The sequence below is a fragment of the Mesorhizobium tianshanense genome (assembly GCF_007830515.1).
GTDB lineage: Bacteria > Pseudomonadota > Alphaproteobacteria > Rhizobiales > Rhizobiaceae > Mesorhizobium > Mesorhizobium tianshanense.
In genome coordinates this window covers 1-23,665 of sequence record NZ_VLKT01000079.1, presented here as the reverse complement: position 1 = coordinate 23,665, position 23,665 = coordinate 1, and the positions used below count along the sequence as shown (strand labels likewise).

Here is a 23,665-nt window from a genome sequence, read left to right as displayed (position 1 = left end):
GTAGAACCACACCGACAGCGGCCCCGTCTCGAACACGACCCGCCAGGCATACGGTGCGCGCTTGCGGATCACCGCCGCGAGCAGTTGCGGGTCGGACGCGCACTTGCCCCGCCAAATCCTCTTGCCGTCCTGCCGGATCGAAATTGCCGTCTCTTTTATGGATACGTCGAGACCGATATACTGCTTCATGGCTGTCCTCCGTTCGATGCCTGGGCCCGGTGTCCATCGTGAGCCCGTTCTTCATCCTAGCGGGGGACAGCCAGCCGGCTAGAGCTCCGAACATCGCCGCCACAGCTTTGGTGGCCACCGCTCCCGCGATTACGTCATGTTCGTTCTCCGGCCCAAACGCGACACTTCGAGATCAACTCGGTAAGGACAGCTTTGGCGCAACATTCCTATTCGAAACGCGGTCATAGCGCCGAGGCCGCTTCCAACGCACGCGCCGCGGCTACCAGCAGCCACTCCATCCAAAATAGCGCCACACTTGTTACTCCCACCGTCCGCTTTCCGGTGCCAAACTATCTCACGACCAACGACGAGCGATGAACAGCGAATGGAATCGCGCTTCAGCGGTGAGGCGCGGGCATTCGCCCAAATCAGGAGGTTAAGCCATGACTACATCAGCCGAGAACGGACGGAAAGGCGGACAGCCTGCCATGCACACACCACCGGTGGTGTCGCCGCAGGCGTGGGAGGCGGCCCGCGAGCAGCTGCTCGTGAAGGAAAAAGCCCAGACCCGTGCCCGCGACGCCCTGGCCGCCGAGCGGCGGCGGATGCCGTGGATGGCGGTGGAGAAGACGTATGCCTTCGAGGGACCTGACGGAAAGGCCAGCCTGCTCGACCTGTTCGACGGCCGCCGTCAGCTGATCGTCTACCGCGCCTTCTTCGAGCCCGGAGTGTTCGGCTGGCCCGACCACGCCTGCCGCGGCTGCTCGCTCGGGGCCGATCAGGTCGGCAACCTCGCCCATCTGAATGCCCGCGACACCACCCTCGTATACGCCTCGCGCGCACCGCAGGCGGACATCGTGCGCCTCAAGGCGCAAATGGGCTGGGAGATGCCCTGGTACACCATCACCGACAGCTTCGATGCCGACTTCGGCGTTGACGAGTGGCACGGCCACAACGTGTTCATCCGCGACGGCGAACGGGTGTTCCGCACCTACTTCATCAACAGCCGCGGCGACGAGGCGATGGGGACGGTCTGGAGCTACCTCGACGCGACGCCGCTCGGCCGCCAGGAGGTTTGGGAGGACTCGCCCGAAGGCTATCCCCAGACCCCGACCTACAAGTGGTGGAACTGGCACGACAGCTACGCCGCGGATCCAGCAGCCGACAAGAAGTGGGCCGAGGTGTCGGAAGCCGGAGAGGCGGCGTTCCGGGAGGCAAGCACCAAGCCATGAGCCAGGCCGGTTCCGGTGGATCCGACGGTCGCTCCGCCGCTGTTCATGCGGACTTGACAAGTGAAAGTGAGCGTTTGTGGGCAGCCGGTCTCGTGCGGAACCTCGCGGCGGGAGCAGGACGACCGAGATAAAAGCCTTGGACTTCATCTATGCCGAGTTCGCGTACAAGGGACATCTGCTCGTCGGTTTCCACCCCTTCGACCAAGATTTTATGGCCGCGATTTCGGACCAGGGCGATAATGTCCTGCAGCATCGCCTTGCCCCTCGGGGCGCCGCAGTCATGAAGAAACGAGCGGTCGATCTTCACCGTATCGAAATCGATCAGACGAAGCCATGAGAGGCCCGCGAAGCCGGTCCCGAAATCATCGAGCCAGATCCTGATCCCTAGCAGCTTCAGGTCGCTGATGCAGCGAAGAATGTCGGAGTGTATCTCCATCTCCAACCCTTCGGTGATTTCGAAGGCCAGCCTGCCGCCGGCTACGCCAGTGTCGCTCAAAATGGTCGCAACGGAAGCTGCGAAGCCGGGCGTCTTGAGCTGAATTGGAGAGACGTTGACACTGACGACACGGACGTGATCCTGCGCCAGGAGCTCAGCGCACACCGTCCTTATTGCCCAGCGCCCGAGCGCCAGGATCGCGCCGGTTCGTTCCGCCACGGGAATGAACAGGCTCGGCGGAACCGATGTACCGTCCAGCATCTTGAGGCGCATCAGAGCCTCGACGGCTTCAACCCGGCCGGACGCGACATTCTGGATCGGCTGATAGACGAGCGAAACGAGATCCTGGCCGATCGCGATCTTCAGCAAAGCCGCAATGTTCTCGCTCTCGTCGCTGCTCTGGGGATCGTTTGGATCGAACAGCCGAGCACAATTTCGACCGCCTGCTTTTGACAGATAGAGCGCGCGATCGGCCTCGTGGATGATCTTCTCCAGCTTGGCGCTGGTCTGCGGCCTGGTGAATGCAGCGCCAACGCTCACCGTCACAACCGAGGTGCCGTCCCTGCGGTGCTCGTGGGCAATCGCGAGGTTCTCCACCGTGCTTCGAATGGCTTCCGCGATATCCGCGACCTGTTCTCTTTTCTCCATGTGAGCCAGGACAATGAATTCTTCACCGCCGTAGCGGCCGATTGAGCCATTGTGCTGCTTGACCATATCGGCAAGGGCATTGGCGACAAGAATCAGGCAGCGGTCGCCTTCTTGATGCCCATAGAAGTCATTGAACCTTTTGAAGAAGTCCACGTCGATGAGGATCGCCACAAAACCGCTGCCATACCTTTGCCAGTCGCTCCAGTAGTGCCGCAGCTTCTCGTCGATCGCACGCCGATTCTCCAGCCCCGTAAGCGGATCGGTTCTCGACAGGTTCAACAGCGCCTGTCCGCGTTCGGTGGCTTCCTTGTGCTGGATTTTGGCTTCGAGGGCGTTCAGGAAGACGTTGTAACGCTCCTGGTTCAGCTTCCAGTTCACGTAGGACGTGAAAACGAAGCATGAGAGATAGAAGGTGCCGAAAGCGATCTGATACGACGTGTCGTGCGGATAGAGGACCATCATGGCCAGGAAGAAAACGGAAAACACAAGGCTCGAGGTTATGACCGACAACTGAAATTGAAAGCTGAAAAACAGGTTCGCGCCCATCATGAAAATGGCGCCGAAAACCATGTAGTACGACATGTTTACCGTGTGCTCGGTCATCATCGACGGGACGAGCCAGATCAAATATCCGAGGAAGACGGCCGCGGCGCAGAGCCGGTCCAACCAGGCGGATCTGCCGTTCCAGCGAAACAGCAACTCGAATATCGACAACATCACCACGCCGAACGTGAAGCGCGCGGCGACGGTGTAGGCCGCGACGTCCGGCACCAGCAGGATATCGGTGATCGAGAAGAGCATGTAGACGAAAAACGAGGACCAGATCCCTAGCCTGGTCGCCTTCGTTCCATGTTCGTCGTGGTACTGCTGGTAGAGAACGGGAAGCTCGTCCCGCGACAGCTGGCGCCGCTGCGGCAGACCTTCTTCGACACGATCGGTCGACGGTTCTGGCACGGACTGACCCAGCGGATTGCCCCCTCGCGCAACGCGATTTGTTACACTTCTCGGTTGGACGGCGTTCGACCTCGATGTTCGTCGCACACTAGACAGACTGATCCCCCGACCCGACCGCAACTCGTTTCAGGCTCCAACGAGACCACCATAGCAGATGCCTCATTACCTAAGGTTCTTCGGCATTCCGCCAATTTTCATCAAATATTCGGTGGCAACGGGCGCCGACTGCACACACGCCGACCCTACAGGAGAATTTGCTTTCGTCCTCCTTGGCAAACGCTTTCATTTAGCCGTAAGGTTAATGGAGTATTAACATAAAGGTTGCAGTATGAATCAAATGTCATTCGACGGGGAAAGTCTTATCACTCCCAAAGCAATCGCGGACGCGTTGGTTTCCCCGCGCCGCCCCCGTCGGCATGACGAGCAGTTCGAAGCTGGCAAGGCCGAGCTGGCGCTGGTCCTGGGGTTTGCCGGGCAAAGGTTCGAACGGGAGAGCGACACGGCCGCGATCATCAATCGCGCCAATGTCGATCTGCATGCATTGCGCGGCAAGGTGCATCCGGCGGTCTGGCAGGAACTCATCCCGATCGCCCAGAACCACCCGGCCCTGGAGTTCTTCCTGCAGGATCCTTTCACGCGCTGGTCGTTCGAAAAGCCCAGGGGGTATTCGGGCGACGCCCATCTGCTTGACTTCATCTACGGCCATCCGAGCGTCGCGGCGGAGATCGCCGGCGCCAGCCCGCTCGGGAAGGCGCTTTACGACAGCACGAAGGATTCCCTTTCCTCGAACGCCGTGAGGGAGCGGCGCGATCTCCTGGCGCGGCATGTCGACGAAACCGCGGCTCTTCAAGGGCGGGAGACGGAAATCCTCACCATCGCCGCGGGACATCTGCGCGAAGCCGATCGTTCCGTCGCCCTTCGCGAAGGGCGGATCAAGCGGTGGATTGCACTCGATCAGGATCCCCAGAGCGTCGGATCGGTCGCGCGCGACTTTCGCGGAACCGCCGTTGAGGCGCTCGACGGCTCCGTTAGTGGCCTGCTGACCAACGCCTACGAACTCGGCCGGTTCGATTTTATCTATGCGGCGGGTCTCTACGATTACCTTACCCACAAGGTAGCCGTTAAGCTCACCCGGTGCTGCCTGCGCAAGCTGAAGCCGGGCGGGACCTTTCTCTTCGCCAATTTCTCGCCGGAAATGATCGACGACGGCTTCATGGAGACGGTCATGAACTGGGCGCTGCTGCAGCGCTCGGAGGCCGACATGTGGAACATCATCAATGCCAGCGTCGACCGCAACACCGTCGAAGCGCAGGTGTTCTTTGGCGAGAACCGCAACGTCCTGTACGGCGTCATCGAAAAGCGCGGGTAGCGACCGCCTTGGGCTGCACGCCGGCGGACGTGAAAACCTCAAGCACTTCCGACCGGAGTACTCACGCGTGCGCTAGAAGCAACGGCTTGTGCCGGCGGAAGCGGAGTTCGACCTCCGCTCTCATCAGCCCCTGCCTAATCTGCGAACGCCGCCCTCAACGTCTCGAACGGCGCCAGCGCGCCGCGGACCTGAACGACGCTTGCTGCGACGCGATGCGCGCGCAGCACGGAATCGGCCGGGGCGTGGCCGGCAAGCCGGGCGGCGAGATAGGCGCCGTTGAAGGAATCGCCGGCGCCGGTCGTGTCGACGGGGGCGGCGACATGGATGGCCGGAACGGAACGTAGCGTTCCGTTTGCGGCGATCAGCGCCGGCTCCTCGCCGTTCTTGACGACGACTTCGCCGACCAATTTGCCAAGCCGTTGCGCGGTTGCCTGCGGCGATGCGTCGCCGAACAGCATCTGCTCGTCGGGAAAGGTCGGCAGCGCGATGTCGGTGACTGCAAGCGCATCGAAGATCGAAGCTTGCGCTTCCTCCTGCTGGCGCCATAGCCGCGGCCGGTAGTTGGGATCGAAGGCGACAAGCGAACCGGCGGCGCGGGCCTTGGCGACCACTGCCAGCAACGTCTTGCGCGCGGCATCATCCAGAATTGCCAAGGTGATTCCGGAAAAGTAGACAAGCGCCTGATTTTCAAGGCTTTTCGCCAAGGTTGCCGGATCGGAGGCAAGCTGCTTTGCGGCCGCATCGCCGCGCCAGTAGGTGAAGGAGCGTTCGGCGCCGGTCAGCGTGATCGCGTAGAGGCCGGGCCGTGCCCCTGAAATGACCGGGCTGGCGCCGATGCCGATGCCGTTTTGCGCGAAGAAATCGATCTGGTCGCGCGAGAACGGGTCGTCACCGAAGGCCGAGACATAGGTCGCCGGCCGGTCGCCGCTCAGCGCGTGCAGCGCCCACAGCGTGTTGAACGTGTCGCCGGCAAAACTCATCCGCCAGTTCGGTCCCGCCTGGCCTGAAAGTTCGAGCATGCATTCACCGATCGAGGCGACGCCGTTTCCTGTCATGAATCTCTCTCCTGGTGCATGTCGCTCCAAAGCTTGCCCTTGAGCCTGACCCAAGGGTACGCAGCGGTTTTGGGATAACGACATGCACAAAACCAAGACCCGCTGCTGTAGCTTTTTGCGGCCGGCAGCGCCATGCTTGGCGTCAACGGATTTTGCGCCAGATGCGTTTTCTCAACGGCGCGGCGGGACGCGATCTGCTTAGCGAGACGTTATCCTGAAGAGGGAACCGGTTTGGCATCGTTATGGCGCTATGTTCTGGCAGGGCTCGGTCTGGCTGCATTATTGACGGGCGTTCTCGCCGCCGTCTATCTGACCGCGCCGCACGCGCCGCAGCGTGCCGGCTCAGAGATTGTACGCTCGAAGAAGACGGCGAACGGGTTGTTCGTGGCCAGTTTCGAGCCGGAGCGGGGCGATGTCCGGCAAGGCGAGCTGCAATCCTGGCTGCTGACCCTCAAGACAGATGCGGGAGTCCCGGTGGAAGCGGCGGCGATCACGATTTCCGGCGGCATGCCGCAGCACAGGCACGGCCTGCCGACCAGCCCGCAGGCGACCGATTATCTGGGCGACGGGTGCTATCGCATCGACGGGGTGAAATTCACGATGAGCGGACTGTGGCAATTGCATTTCGCCATCTCCGCGGCGGCCGGATCCGACACGGTCGTCTTCGATGTGCTGCTGTGAGCCGGCTTTCACGCCTTCTCGCGCTGCTGGCGATGGCCGTGCTTGCCGGCTGCGGCAAGCTGGCCTTTTCCGATGCCGAGAAGAACACCATCGCCTCGCTGGCGCTGTCGGCGCTGCCGCCGCTGAAGACCGACACCACCAACCGCTACGCCGATGTGCCGGCCGCCGCCGCCCTCGGCTCGACGCTGTTCTTCGACACCGGGATGAGCGGCGACGGCTTGGTCTCGTGCTCGACCTGCCATAAGATCGACCGGCAGTTCCAGGACGACCTGCCGCGAGCGGTCGGCGTCGGACGCACCAACCGGCGCACCATGCCGCTGGCCGGCGTCGCGCATGATCCATGGTTCTTCTGGGACGGGCGGCGCGACAGTCTTTGGGCGCAGGCGCTGGCGCCGCTGGAAAATCCGCTGGAGCAGGCCGGCAACCGCGCCGCCTACGCGCACTATATCAAGGCGCGCTTCGGCGAGCGCTACGAGCGCATCTTCGGGCCGCTGCCCGATCTTTCCGATGTGCCGGCCAATGCCAGTCCGCTCGGCAGCGATGTCCAGAAGGCGGCGTGGAACGCGATGCCCGCTGCGCAGGCCGAGGCCGTCAACCGCGTCTTCGCCAATATCGGCAAGGCGATCGCCGCCTTCGAGCGGTCGATCGCGCCGCCGCGGACGCGCTTCGACCGGTTCGCCGCCGCCTTGGCTACCGGTATACAGCCGGGCGACGATGCCTTTTCGCCCGAGGAAATCCTCGGGCTGAAGCTGTTCATCGGCAAGGCCAATTGCGTGACGTGCCATACCGGGCCGCGCTTCACCGACAGCGGTTTTCACAATACCGGCGTGCCGCCGGTTGCCAATTTGCCGCCGGACCGCGGCCGCGTCGACGCGGTGGCGCAGGTCGAGGCTGACCCATTCAACTGTTTCGGCGCGTTTCGCGATGGCGAGGCCAGCGCCTGCGGCGAGCTGCGCTTCATGGTCAAAAGTGGACCGGAACTCGTCCGCGCCTACAAGACACCGTCGCTGCGCGGCGCCGCCACGCGTGCGCCCTACATGCATGCCGGGCAGTTTTCCTCGCTCGACGAGGTGGTGGCGCATTATTCGAAGGCGCCGGCGAGTGTCGAGGGCACGTCCGAGGTCCACCCGCTGCAGCTTTCGGACCGCGAGCGCGCGGCGCTGGTGGCATTCCTGAAAACGCTGGCGGAGTGAAGTTGGCGGGATGCTACGACTCGAATAAGGGCTGCTCGGTAGCGATCCTTCGCGCCGACATCGAAGGTTCGCCATCGCAGCAGGCTCAATTACCGGTCCTTCACCGTCTCCATCGCCACGAAGGTCGAGGTCTGGGCGACGTGGGGCAGGGCGGAGATGCGCTCGCCGAGCACGCGGCGATAGGCGGCGATGTCCGTGGTGCGGACCTTCAGCAGATAGTCGAAGCTCGACGCCATCATGTGGCACTGCTCGATTTCCGACACTGCCTGTACGGCACGGTTGAAGGCATCGAGCGCGGCCGAGCGGGTATCGGACAATTTCACCTGGACGAAGGCGACATGGCCTTCGCCCATGCGCTCACGGTCGATGATCGCCTGGTAGCCACGGATGACGCCGTCCTTTTCCAGCCGCTTGACCCGCGCCTGCACCGGCGTCTTCGACAGGCCGACCTTTGCCGCCAGTTCCGACATGGAAAGCCGCCCATTGCTGCCCAGCGCCGACAGGATGTTCCTGTCGATGCGGTCCAATTGGTCTTCTGTCATCGAATTCGTGGTCAAGTTGGAGAAAATCAGGCCGCACGATAGACCAATCGACCTGTACTGTCGATTTCTTTGGACCGACTGAAATCGGGCTTTGTGCTAGCTTGCGCCATTCGGTCCGGTGACCGCCGGCCCGCTCCCTGATGCTCGCTCCATAGGACCGCCATGCCAGCGCTCGATGCCATCCGACAGCAGATCCGTGCCAATTACTTGCCTGACGAAGGCGAGGCCGTGAAGCGGCTGGCCGAGGCGACAGCGCTTTCGGCCAAAGAGCGGAAGGCAATCTCGGCCCGCGCGGCCGATCTGGTGCGGGCGGTGCGCGGCTCGTCCGATCCGCGGCTGATGGAAGTGTTCCTGTCCGCCTACGGCCTGTCCACCAAGGAGGGCGTGGCGCTGATGTGTCTGGCCGAGGCGCTGCTGCGGGTGCCCGACACCGAGACGATGGACGACCTCATCGCCGACAAGATCGCGCCGCACGACTGGTCGGCGCATTCGGGCGGCTCGAGCTCGATTTTCGTCAATGCGTCGACCTGGGCGCTGATGCTGACCGGCCGGGTGCTCGACGAAGGCGAAGGCGGCATCGAAGGCACGCTGCGCGCCATGGTGCGCCGGCTGGGTGAGCCGGTCATCCGCAAGGCGGTCGCCGCCGCGATGCGCGAAATGGGCGAGCAGTTCGTGCTCGGCCGCAGCATCGCCGAGGCAGTCAGGCGCGGCCGGACGATGACCCAGAAGGGCTATCTCTATTCCTTCGACATGCTGGGCGAGGCAGCCCGCACCGAGGCCGATGCCTTGCGCTATCTGAAGGCCTACGCCGACGCCATCTCATCGCTTGATGCCGGCGCCAACGGCCCCGACATCCGCCAGAACCACGGCATCTCGGTCAAGCTTTCGGCGCTGCATCCGCGCTACGAGGTGGCGCAGAAGGAAAAGATGCTGCCCGTCATGGCCGATCGGCTTTTGTCGCTGGCGCTGGCGGCGCGCCATTCGCGCATGGGCCTCAACGTCGACGCCGAGGAGGCCGACCGCCTCGACCTGTCGCTCGACGTCATCGAACGCGTGCTGGCCGAGCCGGAGCTTGCCGGCTGGAACGGTTTTGGCGTCGTCGTCCAGGCCTATGGCCCGCGCGCGGCGTTCACCATCGACTGGCTCCATGCGCTGGCGAAGAAATACGACCGCACCATCATGGTGCGCCTGGTCAAGGGCGCCTATTGGGACACCGAGATCAAGCGGGCGCAGACGCTCGGGCTCGACGGCTATCCGGTCTTCACCCGCAAGGCCAACACAGATGTGTCCTACCTGGCCTGTGCGAAGAAGCTGCTGTCGATGACCGAGCGCATCTATCCGCAGTTCGCCACCCACAACGCCCACACGGTCGCCGCCATCCTGTCGATGGCGACGAACCGCGATTCCTTCGAGTTCCAGCGCCTGCACGGCATGGGCGAGGCGCTGCACGAGACGGTGCGCCGGGCCGAGGGCACGCGTTGCCGTATCTATGCGCCGGTCGGCGCCCATTCCGACCTGCTTGCCTATCTGGTCCGCCGGTTGCTGGAAAACGGCGCCAACTCCTCCTTCGTCCACCAGCTTACCGATGAGGAGGTCGAGCCGGAGGAGATCGCCCGCGACCCGCTCGAAACGGTCGAGAAGCAGGGTTCCGCCGCCAATCCGGCGATCGCCCGGCCGTCGGCGATCTTCGGCGCCAGCCGTCGCAATTCGAAGGGGTTCGACATCACCGACGCCGTCACGCTGACTGCGATCGAGACGGCAAGGGCGGAGTTCGCCGGGCCGGATCGCTGGCACGCCAAGCCGATCACGCGGGCCGCCGGCTATGGCAAGCAGCGCCCGGTGGTCAATCCGGCAAGGCCTGACGAGGTGGTCGGCAGGGTAACCGAGGCCACCGCCAAGCAGGTCGCGACCGCCGTGCGCATCGCCGTCGAGGCGCAGCCGGTATGGGCGAAGTGTGCCGTTGCCGAGCGCGCCGCCATCCTCAATCGCGCCGCCGATCTCTATGAGGCGAACGCGGTCGAGTTCTTTGCGCTCGCCACCCGCGAGGCCGGCAAATCGCTGGCCGACGGTGTTGCCGAAGTGCGCGAGGCCGTCGATTTCCTGCGCTATTACGCGGCCGAAGCGGCCAATGCCGAACCGGGAACCGAGGCGCGAGGCGTGATCGCCTGCATCTCGCCGTGGAATTTTCCGCTCGCCATCTTCACCGGCCAGATCGCCGCCGCGCTGGTGACCGGCAATTCGGTGATCGCCAAGCCGGCCGAGCAGACGCCGCTGATCGCCTTCCGCGCCGTCGAAATGCTGCGCGAGGCCGGCGTGCCGGAAGACGTGATCCAGCTTCTGCCCGGCGACGGCCCGGCGGTCGGCGGACCGCTGACCGCCGACCCGCGCATTGCCGGTGTCTGCTTCACCGGCTCGACCGAGGTCGCCAAGCTGATCGAAAAGCAACTGGCCGAGACCGCAGCGCCCGACGCCATGCTGATCGCCGAGACCGGCGGGTTGAATGCGATGATTGTCGATTCCACCGCGCTTCCCGAGCAGGCGGTGCGTGACATCCTTGCCTCGGCTTTCCAGAGCGCCGGCCAGCGCTGCTCGGCGTTGCGCGTGCTCTACGTGCAGAAGGACGTCGAGAAGAAAATGCTGGAGATGCTGAAGGGGGCGATGGAAGCGCTCGGCGTCGGCGATCCCTGGCAGATCTCCACCGATGTCGGCCCGCTCATCGATGAAGAGGCCCAGGAATCGATCCGCGACTATTGCACCAAAATGGGCCTGCAAGGCCGGCTGATCGCCAAGCTCGAACCGCCGAAGAACGGCCGCTTCGTCGCGCCGCATGTCTTTCGGGTCAAGGGCATCGAGGACATGGAGCGCGAGGTGTTCGGGCCGGTGCTGCATGTCGCCACGTTCGACGCCGACGACATCGATACGGTCATCGCCGCGATCAACCGCAAGGGTTATGGCCTGACCTTTGGCTTGCATACCCGCATCGAGGGCCGCGCCCAGCATTTTGTCGACGGCATCCATGCCGGCAACATCTACGTCAACCGCAACCAGATCGGCGCCGTGGTCGGCTCGCAGCCCTTCGGTGGCGAAGGGCTTTCAGGCACCGGGCCGAAGGCCGGCGGGCCGCACTATCTCAGGCGGTTCCGCAAGGGGCCGGAGGCCGGCACGCCTATTCTTGACGGCCGCAAGGTGACGGCGACCGAACTCGCCGACAATCTGCCAGACCCCACGCTGGGCGGCTGGTCGATTCGGGCGGACCGCGTGGCGGTGCTCAGAAAGCATTTGCGCGGCAAGGGTGCCGCGGCCATCGGTGCCGCCGCCGGCATCGATTTCGGCCAGGTCGACCTGCCCGGACCGACCGGCGAAGCCAACACGCTGTCGCTGTCGCCGCGCGGCCGCGTGCTCTGCCTGGGGCCGGACGCCGACACGCTGCTTGCCCAGACCATTCAGGCACTCGCGGCCGGCAATGCGGTGCTGGCCGTCGCGCCGGGTGCGCCGGCGGCACTTTCGGCGCTGACCGGCAAGGGCCTGCCGCTGGCGGCCATAGACGGCCGTCCCGACCCGGTCGAGGCGCGCTCGCTGCGTGTCGACGTCGTCGCCTTTTCCGGCACGCCCGAGGCCGCGCGCATCGTGCGGAAAGTCATCGCCGACCGCGCGGGCCCGATCATGCCGCTGGTCAGCGAAGTGCTCAACCCGGCGGCCTATGCGCATGAGCGCGCCGTGTGCGTCGACACGACGGCTGCGGGCGGCAATGCCAGCCTGCTGGCCGCGGCTTAAGGGTCAACCCGGCTTTCGCCCGAATAAACACGCGCTGCAAATCCGGCCACCGGGCGAGGCCATGTCATACGCCCTCGACGACCGAAAAGCCCTCGAACTGCGGGTGACCGAGATAGTGCACCTTGGTGGTGCCGGTATTGCGGTGCGCGGCGCGAAAATTCTCGGACTTGGTCCAGGCGACAAAATCCTCATCGCTCGCCCACACGGTGTGCGAGGCGAACAGCGTGTAGCCTTCGGCTTCGTTGACCGGACCGCGCAGCAGATGAAACTCCTTGAAACCTTTCATCTCCGAAAGGCTGGAATCACGGTTTTTCCAGACGTCCTCGAAGGCCTCTTCAGAGCCGTTCTGGACCTTGAAGCGGTTCATGGCGATGTACATTGGCTGTCCTTTCGGGATTGCGGATTATGATGCTTGGTGGATTGCCTGAAACGCTGAGGCGCAGGCTGTTAAAATGGACCGATCCGCGCTTTGAATACCCAACTTGACTTGCCAGTTTCGGTTGGAATGGGAGGGAACGGTGCTTGCTTGCGCACCAGTGTCAAAGCGAATTGATCGAGTTCCGCAGAACCTGAGCTTTCGGCAAGCTGTATGTCGCTGATGCTGCCGTCGGCCATGACAACGAATACGACCCTGGCATTGTTGCGAGCGCTCGCTTGTATCGATTTCGAAACACGACGGTTGGCGCGGGCAAGCTTCTTCTGAACTTCGCCGCTGTAGCGGGATTCTATCGCATTGCCTGCCGCTGCCTGCTTCTTGCCCGTGCTGGAAGTCACCGCGTCGCGTTCCTCGCCATCCGCTGCGCCGCGGGCCTCGTTCGTTTCGCCCGCTCCGCCAAGACCTGCTGCCACGCTTGGCCTTGCGGTCGGGATCGGCGGCTGTCCGACATCGGCAGGAAGCGCCTCGGTGCTTTCGGCCGGAGCGGCCGGCTCTGCCGGCGTTTCAATCTTCGGAGCCACACTCTGTTCGTCCAGGCGTGGGGTCTCGGCCATCAGTATGTCTGGCGCGGCGGTGGGTTGTTTGACAATCTGCGGCAAGGGCGCGGGGGGCTGCGCGGCCATTTCCCTGGCGGGCCGGTCGGCAGGCGGCTCTGGCTTGACCTCAGGCTTGGCCGGCTGCGGGTCGGGCACCAAGGTAACGTTTATCGCGCCCGGGGCCTGACCATCCAAGGCGCTGCCGACCACGTTGGCGCCGGTTTGATCGGTGCCTTCCATCTGGATTGCATCCTTGGAATCGAATGTGCCGGCAGGTGTGATGAGAAAAGCGGCCGCCACCGCGGCATGAAACAGGCAGGAGGCGATGATCGCGGCCGTCCATTTGCGGCTCATGGCTGACGGCCGGGCCGGCGCAAGCGGTTCGGTCGGCGCAATCGCCAGTTCGCCATTGGCGTCGGGGAGGGGACTGATTTTCTGCATGGCTCGCGACGAGACCTGCCGCGACCGGCGCGGACTTGTCAAATCAAGATCGTTGGCATCTAGCGGCCACAGAACGGAGGTGGCCAACGGCCGTGCCACAATGTTTCGACCGAGTGCGGGCTCCAGTCCCACTGTCTTCTCAGACCCCGAATGCGATGCCGGTCTTGGTCTCGGTCTTCAGCCCGCGCATGCAGGCGTCCGGCTCGATGCCGGTGCCGGCGCATTCCGTCGCGCTGTTGATCAGCACGCGGCTGACCTTGGCGCAGTCGGCGCCGGCAAGATCGAAACGCGTCACCTTGGTCTTGCCCGCCGGCAGGTCCTTGAAGTCGAGCACGGTCAGCCGATCGACGACGCCGGCCTCGTTGAACAGCGCGATTTCGAACGCCGCCTTCGAGAGGTCGGCGCCCAGGGTGTTGTTGACCACGAACGTCAAACGGCAGCCCTTTTCGGAGGGTTGTGCGCCGTTGAGCTCAAGTGTGAGAGCAGGGACCGGCGCGGACTCTTGCGCCCACGCCGGACCCATCACAAGCGGCATTGCCAGCGCCGAGGTCAGCAGGCGAAGCGATGCCGTCAAGCTTGCCATTGTCGTCAGCCTCCAAATCGCATCGTGGCCGCCAGCTTCAGCGTGACGCCAGGTTCGTAAACTACACTCGTGGCCGATGCATTCAACGGATTGGTGTATTTCACGTCGAACAGATTGTCGGCGCGAAAATCGACCTTGAAATTGTCGGTCGCCTGGTAGCTGGCGAAGGCATTGACCAGCGTGTAGTCCTTGGCGATCGCGTTGCCCTTCGGCTTGCCATTGTACTGCACCTCGCCGCCGACGGTCAGCTTGTCCTCCAGGAAGCGGAAGCCGAGTTGCGCGGTGACCTGGGAGGAGGGAACGGTAACGAGGTCTGCCCGCTCGCCATCATAGGAGATAGTGTGGCCATCGATGATCGAGGCCGAAAGCCCGGCGAAACCCCAGGCGGCGTCGTAGACGCCCTCCATTTCAAAGCCGCGGATCTTGACTTTTGCGAAGTTCTGGTACTGGAAGCAGATCGGGATGCCGGGGCCGAACGGACAGCCGCTGGTCGGATCGAAGGCCGACAGGGTGACGCCGTCGATGTAGTCTTCGACGTCGTTGTTGAAGTAGGCCGCCTTGAAACGAAACGCGTCGCCGGCTTCGAGGATGTCGTCGTGCTTGTAGTTGACGCCGAATTCGACGGTCTTGCCGGTTTCAGGCTTCAGATCGGGATTGGGGAGAAACGGAAAGCTGACGCCTGCCGGATGGTTGCCGCTGATGAGGGTTTCCGACAGCGACGGGGAGCGATATCCCTCCGCATAGGTGCCGTAGAATTGCAGTCCCGAAAGGCTGGCGGTTTCGAACGGCGAGACGCCGACGGTGATGCGCGGCGACAGCCGGTCGCCGGAGGTCTCGCCGACATCGCTGTCGAGCTTGTAGCTGTCGTAGCGCAGGCCGGCGATTACCTCGAGCCAGTCCCAGGTGAGCTTGTCCTGGACGTAGGCGCCGGAAACGTTTCGCTTGCCCGAAGGGGTATAGAAACTGTCGCCGCCTGCGGCGCCACCCGTCTCGACGTCGTCGCCAACCCAGTCGCCCCCGTAGGTCAGCTCGTGCGCGATCCCGGCGGTCTCGAAGCGCGAGGTGTTCCAGATGTCGATGCCCGAGGTGCCGACATCGAAAGTCGACATCGAACCCGCCGGTAGGACGATGGGAAGACCGGTGACGGGATCAAACCGGTTCTGCGGGACAAGGCTTGTCATGTCCAGCTTGGTCTTGTTGTAGGAGGCGTTGATATGGAGATCGAGCCAGCTCTTGTCTTCATCGGTGATGTTGTAGCGGGCGGTGAAGGTATTCGCCTCCAGGTCGACGTCATTCACCGGCGTGCCGCCGCTGACCTCGTTCCACCCGTCGCTCGTGCCGTTCCAGCCCAGCTTTAGTTCGCTGTTCTCGCTGGGGCGGATGGTTGTCTTGAGAAGGCCGCTCAAGACGTCGAAGCCGGTGCCGTTCACCGTATCGCCGCCGCCATCCTTGTAGTCGTCGTAGTCGCGATAGACGATGTTGCCCAGCACATCCCAGTTTTCGTTGAAACGGTAGGCGCCGGCGGCGCTGGTCGTCCAACCTTCGCCATTGCTCTCGTAGCGTCCGGTCGCGGACGCTGTCCAGGTTTCGCCGTCGCGAAGATAGTCGTCCGCGTCCTTGGTCTCGAAGAACACAACGCCGCCGATGGCGCCCGAACCGTAGGTGTTGGCGACCGGCCCGCGGATGACGTCGACGGATTTGATGAGCTCTGGGTCGACATAGAAGGTGGATTGCGTGCCGTGGTCGGAGCGCTGGAAATTCTGGCGCGCACCGTCGACGATCACCGCGACGCGGCCGAAATCCTGCAAGCCGCGGATGTTGATCGAGGAACTGACGCGCCTTGCGTCTGCCTGGACCGCTACACCCGGCACGCCCAACAGCATTTCGTTGGGCGTCGTCGCCATGCGCCGGTCCAGCTGCTCCTGGTCGACATGACTGGTCGAAGATAGGGATTCGATTGCCGTCTCGCCGGTGCGGCTGACGACCAGGATCTGGTCGAGCAGCGTTACGCCTGCCGGGGCCGGCCCGGCCTCTTCAGGCGTCTGCGCCTGTTCGGCTTGCTGGTCTGTTGTCGGTTGGGCCTGTTGAGCATTGGCCGGCGGCGTGAGCAGCGCGATCGCCGCGGCACCCGCCAGCAATGCGGCCACTCCCTTTGCGATAGACCGGCCCTTTGCCATAGACCGCCCCTTTGCCATAGACCGCCCCTTTGCCATCGATCGATGCGCCGGACCTGGGCTGCTATTCGCCAGACCCAGCCGTTCCCCAATTCGCCAACCCCATGCCCCCAACTCCAAAAATCCAGGTTCGATGCTGGCTGGCCTGACGCTCGCTGGCATTTTTGATCGTGTCCGGCGTCTTAAATGTTGACTCACTTAGTCCGGTATTGCACTGACTAGTAAACATGATTATTCAAGTCAAGAAATGAATCGGCATCTACGCAACGCCTAGCCAGACGCCCGGCACAGGAAAGGGATCGAACCAATGAACACGCACAATCCCAGTGACTTTCGCTATCGCGTCCGCCGTTCCGACGACAATTCGGCTCGTTTCGATAGGGTCCCGCTAGCGGTGAGGACGCTGTCCAGCAACACGCTGTTCCAGGGCGAGCACGAGATCGGCATCGAGCACCACGGAGCGCTCTACCGGCTGAAGATCACCCGTCAGGGCAAGCTCATCCTCAACAAGTAGGTATCAAGAATATGGACCAGCGCGTAAAACCCGCCCCGCATGAAATCCGGCGGGCGCGGGCGGACAATCCGAAGATGCGCGAGCGCGATCTCGCCGCCCAGCTCGGCATTTCGGAGGCCGAACTGGTCGCCGCGCATTGCGGCGACGGCGTCGTCCGCGTCGAGCCGCGCGTCAACGATCTTTTGACCGGCCTCGACGCAGTCGGCGAGGTCATGGCGCTGACCCGCAACGAAAGCGCCGTGCACGAGAAGATCGGCGTCTACGACAAGGTCGTCACCGGCAACCACAATGCCATGGTGCTTGGCGAGAACATCGACCTGCGCATCTTCCCGAAAGTCTGGGCGCACGGCTTTGCCGTCGAAAAGCGCGACGGCGGCGATATCAGGCGCAGCCTGCAGTTCTTCGATACGGCGGGCGAGGCGGTGCACAAGGTGCATCTCAGGCCCGCGTCCAACCTCTATGCCTATCAGAAGCTGGTGGCCGAACTCGAATCGCCGAACCAGGAGCCGACGGTTGCGGTTTCGGAGGGCGGATTTGCCGACGAGGCCGAGCCTTCGGTCGATTCCGCCGATGTCGACGATCTGCGCGACCGCTGGAGCCGGCTGACCGACGTGCATCAATTCTTCGGCATGCTGAAGACGCTGAAGCTCGACCGCCGCCAGGCGATGCGCATGGTCGGCCAGGATTACGCCTGGCTGCTCGACAACGATGCCGTCAGCGCCATGTTCCGTCATGCCGCCGAGGGCGAAATGCCGATCATGTGCTTTGTCGGCAATCGCGGCTGCATCCAGATCCATTCCGGCCCGATCAAGTCGATCAAGCCGATGGGGCCATGGATCAACGTGCTGGATGAAACCTTCCACCTGCATCTGCGAACCGACCACATCCATGAAGTCTGGGCCGTGCGCAAACCGACCAAGGACGGCCATGTCACGTCGCTCGAAGCCTATGGCGCCGACGGCAAGATGTTCATCCAGTTCTTCGGCAAACGCCATGAAGGCGAGAGCGAGCGCGAGGACTGGCGGTTTCTGGCAGAGAACCTGCCGCGCATTCCAAGCCCGACCGCAGCCTGAGGACAACGACAATGGCTCCTTTGCGTAAACGGGCGCGTGTTTTCACAATGGCGCTTGGGCTGGCGATCGGCCTTTCCCTGGCGATTGCAGCATTGCTTCCGGCCCGTGCCGCCGAAGAGACGGAGACCTTCGCGGATCCCTCGAAGATCGCGGCCATCGGCGGTTCGATCACCGAGATCGTCTTTGCGCTCGGCGAGCAGGATCGGCTGGTCGCCCGCGATTCGACCAGCCGCTATCCCGAGGCGGCGCTCAAGCTGCCGGATGTCGGCTACATGCGCCAGCTGTCGCCGGAAGGCGTGCTTTCGGTCAATCCGTCGGGCATCCTGGCGCTGCACGGCAGCGGCCCGAAGGAAGCCGTCGACGTGCTGAAGAAAACCAGCATCCCGTTCATCGAGGTGCCCGAGCGCTACGACCATGAAGGCATCCTCGAAAAGATCCACATCGTCGGCAAGGCGCTTGGCGCCGACGCCAAGGCCGATGCGCTGGCAGCCGAGATCGACGCCAAGCTGAAGGCCGCTGAAAAGCGGACGTCCTCGATCAAGGACCGCAAGCGCGTCCTGTTCGTGCTGTCGATGCAGGGCGGCAAGATCCTCGCTTCCGGCAGCGAGACCGCCGCCGACGGCATCATCAAGCTTTCGGGCGGCGTCAACGCGGTCGACGGCTTCTCCGGCTACAAGCAATTGTCCGACGAGGCTGTTATCACCGCCAGGCCTGACGTGATCCTGATGATGAACAATGCCGGTCCCGCAGCGTCGGATGACGAATTGTTCGCGAACCCGTCCATCTTGTCGACACCGGCGGGTGCCGCGCGCAAGGTGGTTCGCATGGATGGCGGCTATCTGCTCGGCTTCGGGCCGCGCACCGCCGACGTCATCCACGACCTCGCCGCCTCGCTTTATAGCGGGCAGACCGCGGACTGAGCAGGATGGCCGATCAATCGATCGCTGGTGCGGGCATTATGGCGACAGCATCCGACGGCGACCGTTCGGGGCGCGCGCGCGTCGTCATCCTGCTTTTGTGCCTGGGGCTTGCCGTTGCCGTCCTGTTGTCGCTGACATCAGGCGCATCCGATGCCTCGGCCGTCAGCGTCGTTGGCGACTGGCTGTTGGGTGCAGCACCCGGCAATGAGGCGCTGAGCGCCCGCGACCGCCTGATCGTCTACGACATCCGCCTGCCGCGCGTCATTCTCGGTGTGCTGATCGGCGCCGCGCTCGCCGTCTCCGGCGCGGTCATGCAAGGGCTGTTCCGCAACCCGCTGGCAGACCCCGGTCTCATCGGTGTTTCGGCTGGATCGAGCCTCGGCGCGGTGGCCGTCATCGTGTTTGGCGCCACGGTGCTGGCGCCGTTCACCGCGGTGCTGGGCACGCTGGCCTTGCCGCTGGCCGCCTTCTGCGGCGGGCTGGCGACGACATTGGTGCTCTATCAGGTCGCCACCAGGCGCGGTCGAACCTCGGTCGCCACCATGCTGCTCGCCGGCATTGCGCTCGCCGCCCTTGCCATGGCGCTGACCGGCATCCTGATCTTCATGGCCGACGACCGGCAGTTGCGCGGCCTGACCTTCTGGCAACTCGGCTCGCTTGCCGGCGCGACCTGGCAGAAGATCGGTTCCGTCGGGCCGATCATCGTGCTGGCGCTTTCGGCGATGCCTTTCCTGGCGCGCGGCCTCAACGCGCTGGCGCTGGGCGAAGCCACCGCCGTCCATCTCGGCATCCCGGTGCAGCGGCTGAAATACACGGCCGTTATCGGCGTTTCGGCGGCGGTCGGGGCATCTGTTGCCGTCAGCGGCGGCATCGGCTTCGTCGGCATCGTCGTGCCGCATCTGCTGCGCCTGGCCATCGGCCCGGACAACCGCTACCTGCTGCCGGCCTCAGCTCTGCTTGGCGCTTGCCTGCTGCTGCTGGCCGATGCCGTTGCACGCACCATCGTGGCGCCGGCCGAGCTGCCGATCGGTATCGTCACCGCGATCGCCGGCGCTCCGTTCTTCCTCTGGATCCTGCTGCGCAAGCGGGGAGTCATTGACCTATGAGAGGGGACCTGTGAGAGGGCTTTTCAAGATCGAAGTGCGGGCATGATCGAAGCGCGGGATGTGTCGGTGGCGATCGACGGCAAGCGTATCGTCGCCAATGTCGATTTCGACATGCGGCCCGGCGAAATCGCGGCCATCGTCGGCCCCAACGGTTCGGGCAAGACGACTTTCTTGAGGGCGCTCTCCGGCGATCTTGCCTATTCGGGAGAGGTCACCATCAACGGCCGCGACCTGTCGGCGATGAAGCCGGTCGAGGCAGCTATGCTGCGCGCCGTGCTGCCGCAGGCGACGACGTTGTCCTTCCCGTTCACGGTGCGCGAGATCGTCAGGCTCGGCCTGCTCGGCGGGCGCTCGGGCGCGCTGCCCGGCGAGGACGAGCGCCTGCCCGAACGGGCGCTGGCGCGGGTCGATCTCGACGGCTTTGCCGGCCGTTTCTATCAGGAGCTGTCGGGCGGCGAGCAGCAACGCGTGCAGTTGGCCCGCGTGCTCTGCCAGGTCTGGGCGCCGGTCCTCGACGGCAAACCGCGCTATCTGTTTCTCGACGAGCCGGTTTCCAGCCTCGACATCAAGCACCAGTTGATCATCATGAACATCGCCCGCGATTTCGCCAGACGGGGCGGCGGCGTGGTCGCCATCCTGCACGACCTCAATTTGACAGCCATATATGCCGACCGGATTTTCGTCATGCATCGCGGCAGGCTTGCCGCCACCGGCTCACCGCGGGACGTGCTGAGCGACGACCTGATCGAAAAAGTGTTCGATTGCCGGCTCAGGGTCGGCGCGCTGCCAGCCGGAAATGTGCCGTTCGTGCTGCCGCAGTCGGCGGCGTAAGCAAAATCAGGCGGCCGGCGCCCGGCGTTCGAGCATGTCGATGCCGAGAAGGTGGCGCACATTTGGGCGCGCCGCCACCATGTCGGCGATCGTATGGCGCGCGAGCACGGCGAAGAAGGCGTTGAGCGCCTCGCGCAGCGCCGAATTCAATGCGCAACTGTCGACCAGCGGACATTCGGCGGCGTCGTTCTCGAAGCATTCGGCCATGGCAAAGCTCTCTTCGGTCACGCGCACGACGTCGAACAGGGTGATGGATTCGGCCGGGCGGCCGAGCCTGACGCCGCCGTTCCTGCCGCGCACCGTTTCGACCAGGCCATGCTCGACCAAAGGCTGCAGGATCTTGAAGAGGAAAAGTTCAGACACCGAGTAGGCGGCAGCGATCTCTGGGATGCGGCTCAGCCGATCGTTATTCGCGGCGCAATACATCAGGATGCGCATGGCGTAGTTGGTCTGGCGTGTCAGCCGCATTTTGTCCTCACGAAGCATTAGCTCAAGCCTAATATGGCCTATACCTTGGAATAATTCCAGACAAGCACCGCACAATAGGTGAATTTCTTTGTCAAGTTTGTATGCGCGGTCGCGCAAAACCATGACCCTGATCTGGCGGGCATTCGGGTGAGCGCATCACTAAGTTAAGTCCGCGAGATCGACCAGGAGCAGTTCATCCATGTCACAATCAGCACCGACTTTGGCATCCGCCCGGTTCGACGCCGACGCGGACGCCAAGCTTTCGGCGCTTCGGCGCACCAAGTTCGTCGCCACCGCAGCGCTCGCGCTCTGCGTCCTCATCTTTGCGGTGGCCAAGTCGTTCGAGGGCGACTATCCGTGGCTGGGGTTCGTCGCCGCTTTCGCCGAGGCCGCGACGATCGGCGGGCTGGCCGACTGGTATGCGGTGGTGGCGCTGTTCAGGCGGCCGCTCGGCCTGCCGATCCCGCACACCGCCATCATCCCGGAGAACCAGAACCGCATCGCCGACAATCTCGGCCGCTTCATCGAGGTCAACTTCCTGGCGCCCGAGCCGGTGCGCGAAAAGCTCGCCGAGGTCGACTTTTCCGCGCTCGTCGCGGACTGGCTGGCCGACCCCAACCGCGCCGCCGATCTGTCGCATTTCGTCGGCCGGCTGGTGCCGCAGACGCTGGCGGCCGTCGAGCAATCCGGCCTACGTGGCTTCGTCACCAGCCGCATGCTGGAGCAGATCGAAAAGGTGCCGTTGGCGCCGCTCGCCGCCGAGCTGCTGTCGGCCCTGACCGACGACCGCCGACACCAAAGACTGTTCGACGAATTCACCAAGGTCGTCGGCCGCTTCCTGAGCGACGAGCAGGCGCTGGCGACGATGCGCGAGAAGATCCGCGAGGAACTGCCGTCGCTGTTCAACCTGTTCCGCGCCGACGCCTATCTTTTGAAGAAGATCGTCGCCTCCGCCGGTTCGCTGCTCGACGAGGTGAGGGCCGATCCCGATCACCCGATGCGCGCCGAGTTCGACCGTTTTGTCCTGACCTTCGTCGAGCGGCTGAGGACGTCCAAGCAATACGCCAAGCGCGCCGAGAAGCTGAAGCGCGATTTCCTCGCCCGGCCGGAGCTGAAGGCGCTGGCCGGCGACATGTGGGAAAGCCTCAGCCTGTTCATCGAGCAGGACGCCAAGGCGCCGAATTCGATGATCCGCGCGCATCTCGCCAACATGTTCGTCGAGGTCGGCCGTCATCTTGCCGGTGACGCGCAGATCAGGGCCGACATGAACCAGGGTTTCGTTGTGGCGCTGTCTTCCTTCGTCGAAAGCCAGAAGAGCGGCGTGTCGAAATTCATCGCCGATCAGGTCAAGCGCTGGGATCTTGCCCAGCTCACCAGGCTGATCGAGATGAACATCGGCAGGGACCTGCAATATATCCGCTTCAACGGCATGCTCATCGGCGGCCTTGCCGGCGTCGGGCTCCATACGGTGGAACGGCTGTTCCTCGTCGGCTGAGCCACGATGCATTGCGCGTGCGAATGGACCGCGAAGCTCCAGTGCTCTATTCTCCCTTCCGGTCACCGCATTCGCGGCAACAGGGGAGAACCACCATGGCAAAGCAACCGGATTCCGACTCCTTCATGGACATGTTCGGCAGGTTTGGCCGCGACCTGAAGCTGCCGAAAGTCGATGTCGAGGCGATCCTCAACCATCATCGCAAGAACCTCGAAGCACTGGAAAAATCGGCCAGGGCAAGTGCCGCCGGAGCGTCGTCGCTGCTCTCCAGGCAGCGCGAGATGCTGCAGGACACGCTGCACGAAATCGCCGACATGGCGCAGGGCTACAGGGCGCCGGGCGATCCTCGGGACTTGATGGCCAAGCAAGCGGCGTTCGCCAGGAAATCCTTCGAGACCGCATTGAAGAATGCCGGTGAGGTTGCCGAGCTGGCCAGGAAATCCGGCACCGAATCGGTCGAGATCCTGCGCGACCGCATCAAGGAGGCCATGGAGGAAATCCGCACCGGCTACGATAAGAAGTAAGCTGTTCCCAAATGAAAGCAGGTGGACTTTTCTTCCGTCTATCCGGCTCCTGAAAGCCGTATTGTTGCGCCTCGCCCGGCGAGGCGCGCAAAGTTTCTCCTGATCCGGATAAACCTGTTTCCACTGGATACAGGCATTGACGCGGCGGGATCGCGCCAGGGCAACGAGTCCAGGTTAACGCGCTTGGAGGGCGGCCAAGAGGTAGCCGGTATCCCAGGTTGCGAGTTTTCGCTTTCCCTTGATGGATTGTTTGCCGGGCATAGCGCGGATGAGATTGAGGGCGAGGTGGCGGACCATCGCCATGTTTGTGGCACCATGGCCGCGGCGCAGGCGCGATTGGTCCTCCTTGAACTGGACATCGAGAACCCAGTGGAGCCCGTTCTCGATGCCCCAATGGGCTCTGGCGGCCTCGGCAAAGGCTTTCGCGGAGAGGACACGGGAGGAGATGTAGCATCGCCGCTCGACCCTGACCTCGGTACCCGTCTCGATGCGTGTCTCGACCATGGCGATGG

General features: G+C 63.6%; 21 protein-coding genes and 1 pseudogene. 12 read left to right on the top strand and 10 right to left on the bottom strand.

The window, feature by feature from the left end:
- Positions 1-189 (bottom strand): annotated as a pseudogene (locus tag IQ26_RS35250) (IS110 family transposase); the annotation flags it as partial.
- A 422-nt stretch (positions 190-611) separates the two neighbouring features.
- On the opposite strand from IQ26_RS35250, the gene IQ26_RS35245 reads away from it, so the two are divergent.
- A complete protein-coding gene (locus IQ26_RS35245) occupies positions 612-1,400 on the top strand; it encodes a DUF899 domain-containing protein (protein ID WP_145722986.1) in 789 nt (262 codons plus the stop codon).
- Positions 1,401-1,443: 43 nt separating this feature from the next.
- Here the strand turns inward: IQ26_RS35245 and IQ26_RS35240 are convergent, their stop codons facing one another.
- A complete protein-coding gene (locus IQ26_RS35240; protein WP_407660257.1) occupies positions 1,444-3,438 on the bottom strand; it encodes a putative bifunctional diguanylate cyclase/phosphodiesterase in 1,995 nt (664 codons plus the stop codon).
- Positions 3,439-3,766: 328 nt separating this feature from the next.
- Between IQ26_RS35240 and IQ26_RS35235 the strand changes: the two genes are divergently transcribed.
- Entirely contained in the window at positions 3,767-4,807 is a 1,041-nt protein-coding gene (locus IQ26_RS35235) for a class I SAM-dependent methyltransferase (protein ID WP_145722984.1), read from the top strand.
- A 134-nt stretch (positions 4,808-4,941) separates the two neighbouring features.
- On the opposite strand, the gene IQ26_RS35230 is transcribed toward IQ26_RS35235, so the two are convergent.
- Positions 4,942-5,862, bottom strand: a complete 921-nt coding sequence (locus tag IQ26_RS35230; RefSeq protein WP_145722982.1) for a sugar kinase — start codon at positions 5,860-5,862, stop codon at positions 4,942-4,944.
- Positions 5,863-6,093: 231 nt separating this feature from the next.
- On the opposite strand from IQ26_RS35230, the gene IQ26_RS35225 reads away from it, so the two are divergent.
- On the top strand, positions 6,094-6,543 hold the full coding sequence (locus IQ26_RS35225) for a FixH family protein (protein WP_145722988.1): 450 nt from the start codon (positions 6,094-6,096) through the stop codon (positions 6,541-6,543).
- Complete coding sequence (locus tag IQ26_RS35220) at positions 6,540-7,736, top strand: cytochrome-c peroxidase (protein ID WP_145722980.1); 1,197 nt, start codon at positions 6,540-6,542, stop codon at positions 7,734-7,736. The genes IQ26_RS35225 and IQ26_RS35220 overlap by 4 nt, the downstream gene beginning before the upstream one ends.
- A gap of 89 nt (positions 7,737-7,825) precedes the next feature.
- Here the strand turns inward: IQ26_RS35220 and IQ26_RS35215 are convergent, their stop codons facing one another.
- Positions 7,826-8,278, bottom strand: a complete 453-nt coding sequence (locus tag IQ26_RS35215; RefSeq protein WP_145722978.1) for an Lrp/AsnC family transcriptional regulator — start codon at positions 8,276-8,278, stop codon at positions 7,826-7,828.
- Between the two features lie 162 nt (positions 8,279-8,440).
- On the opposite strand from IQ26_RS35215, the gene putA reads away from it, so the two are divergent.
- Positions 8,441-12,052 (top strand): bifunctional proline dehydrogenase/L-glutamate gamma-semialdehyde dehydrogenase PutA, encoded by a 3,612-nt coding sequence (putA, locus tag IQ26_RS35210; RefSeq protein WP_145722977.1) that lies wholly within the window; start codon positions 8,441-8,443, stop codon positions 12,050-12,052.
- Between the two features lie 64 nt (positions 12,053-12,116).
- Here putA and hmuQ read toward each other — a convergent pair whose 3' ends face one another.
- From hmuQ to IQ26_RS35190, 4 genes are all read right to left on the bottom strand, one after another.
- Positions 12,117-12,431 (bottom strand): heme-degrading protein HmuQ, encoded by a 315-nt coding sequence (gene hmuQ, locus IQ26_RS35205; RefSeq protein WP_145722975.1) that lies wholly within the window; start codon positions 12,429-12,431, stop codon positions 12,117-12,119.
- A 68-nt stretch (positions 12,432-12,499) separates the two neighbouring features.
- Positions 12,500-13,378, bottom strand: a complete 879-nt coding sequence (locus IQ26_RS35200) for a TonB family protein (RefSeq protein WP_322791136.1) — start codon at positions 13,376-13,378, stop codon at positions 12,500-12,502.
- Between the two features lie 226 nt (positions 13,379-13,604).
- Entirely contained in the window at positions 13,605-14,048 is a 444-nt protein-coding gene (locus IQ26_RS35195) for a hypothetical protein (protein WP_145722971.1), read from the bottom strand.
- A gap of 5 nt (positions 14,049-14,053) precedes the next feature.
- Positions 14,054-16,225 (bottom strand): TonB-dependent hemoglobin/transferrin/lactoferrin family receptor, encoded by a 2,172-nt coding sequence (locus IQ26_RS35190; protein WP_240547403.1) that lies wholly within the window; start codon positions 16,223-16,225, stop codon positions 14,054-14,056.
- Between the two features lie 304 nt (positions 16,226-16,529).
- Here IQ26_RS35190 and hemP point away from each other — a divergent pair, with 304 nt between their 5' ends.
- The 5 genes from hemP to IQ26_RS35165 are packed head-to-tail and all read left to right on the top strand — an operon-like array spanning position 16,530 to position 20,666.
- Positions 16,530-16,736: a hemin uptake protein HemP gene (gene hemP, locus IQ26_RS35185; RefSeq protein WP_006335375.1), complete on the top strand. Its 207-nt coding sequence runs from the start codon at positions 16,530-16,532 to the stop codon at positions 16,734-16,736.
- A gap of 11 nt (positions 16,737-16,747) precedes the next feature.
- Complete coding sequence (locus IQ26_RS35180) at positions 16,748-17,809, top strand: hemin-degrading factor (RefSeq protein ID WP_145722967.1); 1,062 nt, start codon at positions 16,748-16,750, stop codon at positions 17,807-17,809.
- An 11-nt stretch (positions 17,810-17,820) separates the two neighbouring features.
- Positions 17,821-18,729 (top strand): heme/hemin ABC transporter substrate-binding protein, encoded by a 909-nt coding sequence (locus tag IQ26_RS35175; RefSeq protein WP_145722965.1) that lies wholly within the window; start codon positions 17,821-17,823, stop codon positions 18,727-18,729.
- Between the two features lie 5 nt (positions 18,730-18,734).
- Positions 18,735-19,835: a FecCD family ABC transporter permease gene (locus tag IQ26_RS35170; RefSeq protein ID WP_145722964.1), complete on the top strand. Its 1,101-nt coding sequence runs from the start codon at positions 18,735-18,737 to the stop codon at positions 19,833-19,835.
- A gap of 42 nt (positions 19,836-19,877) precedes the next feature.
- The gene (locus IQ26_RS35165) at positions 19,878-20,666 is read left to right on the top strand and encodes a heme ABC transporter ATP-binding protein (RefSeq protein ID WP_145722962.1); all 789 of its coding nucleotides are present in this window, start codon (positions 19,878-19,880) and stop codon (positions 20,664-20,666) included.
- Between the two features lie 6 nt (positions 20,667-20,672).
- On the opposite strand, the gene rirA is transcribed toward IQ26_RS35165, so the two are convergent.
- Positions 20,673-21,134 (bottom strand): iron-responsive transcriptional regulator RirA, encoded by a 462-nt coding sequence (gene rirA / locus IQ26_RS35160; protein ID WP_145722961.1) that lies wholly within the window; start codon positions 21,132-21,134, stop codon positions 20,673-20,675.
- A gap of 199 nt (positions 21,135-21,333) precedes the next feature.
- On the opposite strand from rirA, the gene IQ26_RS35155 reads away from it, so the two are divergent.
- Both IQ26_RS35155 and IQ26_RS35150 read left to right on the top strand, forming a co-directional pair.
- Positions 21,334-22,629 carry a DUF445 domain-containing protein gene (locus IQ26_RS35155; RefSeq protein WP_145722960.1) on the top strand — a complete coding sequence of 432 codons (1,296 nt, stop codon included), beginning with the start codon at positions 21,334-21,336 and terminating at the stop codon, positions 22,627-22,629.
- Between the two features lie 95 nt (positions 22,630-22,724).
- Positions 22,725-23,153, top strand: coding sequence for a phasin family protein (locus IQ26_RS35150; protein WP_145722959.1), 429 nt, complete (start codon positions 22,725-22,727; stop codon positions 23,151-23,153).
- 174 nt (positions 23,154-23,327) lie between these two features.
- Here the strand turns inward: IQ26_RS35150 and IQ26_RS35145 are convergent.
- The coding region (locus tag IQ26_RS35145) for an ISAs1 family transposase (protein ID WP_145722957.1) at positions 23,328-23,665 on the bottom strand (338 nt) is incomplete at its 5' end.

Coding starts and splice junctions, on each gene's coding strand:
- rirA (WP_145722961.1), bottom strand. CDS start 21,134: ATGCGGCTGACACGCCAGACCAACTACGCCATGCGCATCCTGATGTAT.
- IQ26_RS35235 (WP_145722984.1), top strand. CDS start 3,767: ATGAATCAAATGTCATTCGACGGGGAAAGTCTTATCACTCCCAAAGCA.
- IQ26_RS35170 (WP_145722964.1), top strand. CDS start 18,735: ATGGCCGATCAATCGATCGCTGGTGCGGGCATTATGGCGACAGCATCC.
- IQ26_RS35180 (WP_145722967.1), top strand. CDS start 16,748: ATGGACCAGCGCGTAAAACCCGCCCCGCATGAAATCCGGCGGGCGCGG.
- IQ26_RS35215 (WP_145722978.1), bottom strand. CDS start 8,278: ATGACAGAAGACCAATTGGACCGCATCGACAGGAACATCCTGTCGGCG.
- hemP (WP_006335375.1), top strand. CDS start 16,530: ATGAACACGCACAATCCCAGTGACTTTCGCTATCGCGTCCGCCGTTCC.
- IQ26_RS35200 (WP_322791136.1), bottom strand. CDS start 13,378: ATGAGCCGCAAATGGACGGCCGCGATCATCGCCTCCTGCCTGTTTCAT.
- IQ26_RS35190 (WP_240547403.1), bottom strand. CDS start 16,225: ATGGCAAAGGGCCGGTCTATCGCAAAGGGAGTGGCCGCATTGCTGGCG.
- IQ26_RS35165 (WP_145722962.1), top strand. CDS start 19,878: ATGATCGAAGCGCGGGATGTGTCGGTGGCGATCGACGGCAAGCGTATC.
- IQ26_RS35155 (WP_145722960.1), top strand. CDS start 21,334: ATGTCACAATCAGCACCGACTTTGGCATCCGCCCGGTTCGACGCCGAC.
- IQ26_RS35175 (WP_145722965.1), top strand. CDS start 17,821: ATGGCTCCTTTGCGTAAACGGGCGCGTGTTTTCACAATGGCGCTTGGG.
- IQ26_RS35195 (WP_145722971.1), bottom strand. CDS start 14,048: ATGGCAAGCTTGACGGCATCGCTTCGCCTGCTGACCTCGGCGCTGGCA.
- putA (WP_145722977.1), top strand. CDS start 8,441: ATGCCAGCGCTCGATGCCATCCGACAGCAGATCCGTGCCAATTACTTG.
- IQ26_RS35150 (WP_145722959.1), top strand. CDS start 22,725: ATGGCAAAGCAACCGGATTCCGACTCCTTCATGGACATGTTCGGCAGG.
- IQ26_RS35245 (WP_145722986.1), top strand. CDS start 612: ATGACTACATCAGCCGAGAACGGACGGAAAGGCGGACAGCCTGCCATG.
- IQ26_RS35230 (WP_145722982.1), bottom strand. CDS start 5,862: ATGACAGGAAACGGCGTCGCCTCGATCGGTGAATGCATGCTCGAACTT.
- hmuQ (WP_145722975.1), bottom strand. CDS start 12,431: ATGTACATCGCCATGAACCGCTTCAAGGTCCAGAACGGCTCTGAAGAG.